A 3,877-nucleotide genomic window follows, 5' to 3' on the forward strand; every position below is an offset into this window, starting at 1 on the left:
GGGGGGGGGGGGGGGGGGGGGGGGGGTTGACGTGGCAGTGGCGGGTGCGGGCGCAGTTTCAGCCCCTCCCCCGACCCCTCCCGCAAGCGGGAGGGGAGCGCTGGGCGCAGCGTCCGTCGCCTCTTCCACACCCGGATTCTCGGCCTCGACCTGCTCCTCGACCGGCGTCTCCGCCTCGGCCTCACCCTCACCCTCGACCTCGATCACCATCAGCGCCGAGCCGATCGGCACCTGGTCGCCCACCTCGCCGGCGAGCTCGACCACCACGCCGGAAACGGGTGATTCCATCTCCACCGTGGCCTTGTCGGTCATCATGTCAGCGACCTGCTGGTCTTCCTCCACACGGTCGCCGATCTTGACGTGCCAGGCGACGATCTCGGCCTCGGCAATGCCTTCGCCGATGTCCGGCAGACGAAAGGTAAAACGAGCCATGGGCGTCAGTCCTTGAGGAGGTTGTTGAGCGCCTCGCGGATCCGCACTGGACCCGGGAAATAGGCCCATTCGAGGCTGTGGGGATAGGGCGTGTCGAAGCCGGTGACGCGGGCGATCGGCGCTTCGAGATGGTAGAAGCAGCGCTCCTGCACCAAGGCCGAAAGCTCGGCGCCGAAGCCCGAGGTGCGCGTCGCCTCATGGACGATCATGCAGCGGCCGGTCTTCTTGACCGAGGCCTCGATCGCCTCGATGTCGAGCGGCACCAGGGTGCGCAGATCGAGGATCTCGGCGTCGACGCCCAGCTCCTCGACGGTGCTCGCGACCACATGCACCATCGTGCCGTAGCAGAGGATCGTCACCGCCTCGCCCTCGCGCACGGTCGTCGCCTTGCCGAGTTCGACGCGGTAATAGCCCTCGGGCACTTCGCTCGCCGGATGCGCGGTCCAGTTCTTGGCCGGGCGATCATAATGGCCGTCGAACGGGCCGTTATAGATGCGCTTGGGCTCGAGGAAGAGGACGGGGTCGTTGTCCTCGATCGCGGCGATCAGCAGGCCCTTGGCGTCATAGGGCGTCGACGGGATCACCGTCTTGATACCCGAGACATGGGTGAAGATGCCCTCGGGCGACTGGCTGTGCGTCTGCCCGCCGAAGATGCCGCCGCCGTACGGCGAGCGCACCGTGATCGGCGCGGTGAAATCGCCGTTCGAACGGTAGCGCAGCCGTGCGGCTTCGGATACGAGCTGGTCGAGCGCCGGGTAGATATAGTCGGCGAACTGGATCTCGGGCACGGGGCGCAGGCCATAGGCACCCATGCCGATCGCCACGCCGATGATGCCGATCTCGGTGATCGGCGTGTCGAAGGCGCGGGTCTTGCCGTACTTGGCCTGGAGCCCGGCGGTCGCGCGGAACACGCCGCCGAAATAGCCGACATCCTCGCCCATCACGACGACCTGGTCGTCGCGTTCCATCATCACGTCCATGGCGGAATTGATCGCCTGGATCATGTTCATCCGGGGGGCGCTGCTCATATGCCAGCCGCCTTGCGCTCGGCGATCATCTGGTCGCTCTGTTCCTTCAGGTGCCAGGGCATCTCCTCGAAGACGCCCTCGAACATGGTCTCGAACGGCTGGTGCATGCCGTGGCCGAGGATGCCGTTCTTCTCGGCTTCCTTCTGCGCGCGCTTCACCGTCTCGGCGAGCTCGAGGTCCATCGCCGCCTGGCGTTCCTCGTCCCACTCGCCGAGACCGATGAGATGGTCCTTCAGCCGTCGGATCGGATCGCCGAGCGGCCAGGCATTGGGCTCCCCGGCCGAACGATAGGCGCTGGGATCGTCCGAGGTGGAATGGCCTTCGGCGCGATAGGTGAAATGCTCGATCAGTGTCGGGCCCTGGTTGGTCCGCGCGCGCTCGGCCGCCCACTCCGTCGCCGCATAGACCGCCAGCGCATCATTGCCGTCGACGCGGAGGCCCGCGATGCCATAGCCGATCGCGCGCGCCGCGAAGGTGGTCGCCTCGGCGCCGGCAAAGCCCGAGAAGCTCGAGATCGCCCATTGGTTGTTGACGACGTTGAAGATCACCGGGGCGCGGTAGACGGTGGCGAAGGTCAGCGCCGAGTGGAAGTCGCCTTCCGCGGTCGAGCCCTCGCCGCACCAGGTGGCGGCGATGCGGGTGTCGCCGCGCGCCGCGCTCGCCATCGCCCAGCCCACCGCTTGCGGATATTGGGTGGCGAGGTTGCCCGAGATCGAGAAGAAGCCGGTTTCCTTCGACGAGTACATGATCGGCAGCTGCCGGCCCTGCAGCGGATCGCTCCGGTTGGAGTAGATCTGGTTCATCATCGCGACCAGCGGATAGCCGCGGGTGATCAGGATGCCCTGCTGGCGATAGCTGGGGAAGCACATGTCGTCGCCGGCCATGGCCAGCGCGGCCGAGACCGACACCGCCTCCTCGCCGGTCGACTTCATGTAGAAGCTGGTCTTGCCCTGGCGCTGGGCGCGGAACATGCGCTCGTCGAAGGCGCGGGTCAGCGCCATGCTGCGCAGCATTTTGCGCTTCGCTTCGGCATCGAGCCGCGGATCCCAGGGGCCGACGGCATTGCCGTCGTCGTCGAGGACGCGGACCAGGCCATAGGCGAGTTCGTGGAATCGATCGGCCGGCTCTGCGGTGTCCGGGCGGCGCGCGGCGCCGGCGGGGGGCACGGCAAGGTCGCTGAAATCGGCCTCGTCGCCGGGGCGAAAGCGCGGCTCGGGCACATGCAGCGATAGCGGCGGCAGGTTGGCGCGCGGGGCGTCCACCGTCATGGTCTCTCCATCAGATACGGCCGTGTCGCCACGGACAACGCACGAACTCGAATTGCGCAACGCTGTTATAAAATTTCAACGCGCCTGTCGAGATGGGGCAGCAGGGCTGGCCTAAAAATTTGGGACACGGAGTCCGATTGACTCCCGCGCCAATTGGAACAAAATAGGAACGAACGAGTCGGACCTGTCATCAACCCCCGAGCGAGTCGCCGTGCCCGATCCTGCCACCCTCGACCAGTTGCGCGCAATGCTCAGCGCCATCGACGGCACCGGATTCCGTCGGCGCCCGGTGCTGCCGTTCGGGCTGGAGCGGCTCGATTCGAAGCTGGCGGACGGGGGGCTGCGGCTCGATGCGCTGCACGAGATTGCGGGCGCCACGCCGGACCTGACCGACGACTGCGCCGCCACCACCTTCCTCGGCGGAATCGCCGCGCGCTGCTGGGGGCCGGTGCTGTGGGTGGTGCGGCGGCGCGACCTGTTCGCGCCGGGGCTGGCGCAGGTCGGGCTCGATCCCAAGCGCGTGATCTATGCCGAGGCGCGCGACGACGACGAGCTGCTTGCGATCATGGAGGAGGGGCTGCGCCATCGCGGGCTCGGCGCGGTGATCGGCGAAGTGAAGCGGCTGGCGATGCCGGCAACGCGGCGGCTGCAGCTGGTGGCGGAGGGTGGTCGCACCATCGCCTTGCTGCTCAAGCGCCATGCCCGCGAGGGAAGCGATCCGCTGGGGGCGCCCTCGGCGGCGGTGACGCGCTGGCGGATCGGCTGCGCGCCCTCGGCACCGCTGCCGGTGGAGGGGGTCGGACGGCCGCGCTGGGAGCTGTCGCTGGCGCGGCAACGCGGGGGGGAATCGTTCCAACTCTTGGTGGAGGCCTGCGATGCAACGGGTCGCTGCGCTCTTCCTGCCCCACTGGTCGCTCGACCGCGTGCGGCGGGCCGAGCGGCGCGCGCTGCCGCCGCCTGAGCGGGGCCGGGCGCACGCCAAGGACGATGCTGCTGTATCCCTCCCGCCTGCGACATGTGCTGACGGTGAGATTGCGGATTCCGTAGCAACCTGCGCTCCCCTTCCGCTTGCGGGAGGGGCCGGGGGAGGGGCTGAAAGGGTACAGCACTTCTTCCACGTCACCCCCTCCCCCAACCCCTCCCGCAAGC

General features: G+C 68.2%; 4 protein-coding genes. 1 reads left to right on the forward strand and 3 read right to left on the reverse strand.

Annotated elements, in window-relative coordinates:
* From SAZ01S_RS23035 to SAZ01S_RS23045, 3 genes are all read right to left on the reverse strand, one after another.
* The coding region (locus SAZ01S_RS23035) for a biotin/lipoyl-containing protein (RefSeq protein ID WP_305852066.1) at positions 1–432 on the reverse strand (432 nt) is incomplete at its 3' end.
* Between the two features lie 5 nt (positions 433–437).
* Positions 438–1,442: an alpha-ketoacid dehydrogenase subunit beta gene (locus tag SAZ01S_RS23040; RefSeq protein WP_084584664.1), complete on the reverse strand. Its 1,005-nt coding sequence runs from the start codon at positions 1,440–1,442 to the stop codon at positions 438–440.
* A 14-nt stretch (positions 1,443–1,456) separates the two neighbouring features.
* Complete coding sequence (locus SAZ01S_RS23045; RefSeq protein WP_084584665.1) at positions 1,457–2,728, reverse strand: 3-methyl-2-oxobutanoate dehydrogenase (2-methylpropanoyl-transferring) subunit alpha; 1,272 nt, start codon at positions 2,726–2,728, stop codon at positions 1,457–1,459.
* 247 nt (positions 2,729–2,975) lie between these two features.
* On the opposite strand from SAZ01S_RS23045, the gene SAZ01S_RS23050 reads away from it, so the two are divergent.
* The gene (locus tag SAZ01S_RS23050) at positions 2,976–3,689 is read left to right on the forward strand and encodes an ImuA family protein (protein WP_084584666.1); all 714 of its coding nucleotides are present in this window, start codon (positions 2,976–2,978) and stop codon (positions 3,687–3,689) included.
* The last annotated feature ends 188 nt before the right edge of the window (positions 3,690–3,877 follow it).

The organism is Sphingomonas azotifigens NBRC 15497 (assembly GCF_002091475.1).
GTDB lineage: Bacteria > Pseudomonadota > Alphaproteobacteria > Sphingomonadales > Sphingomonadaceae > Sphingomonas > Sphingomonas azotifigens.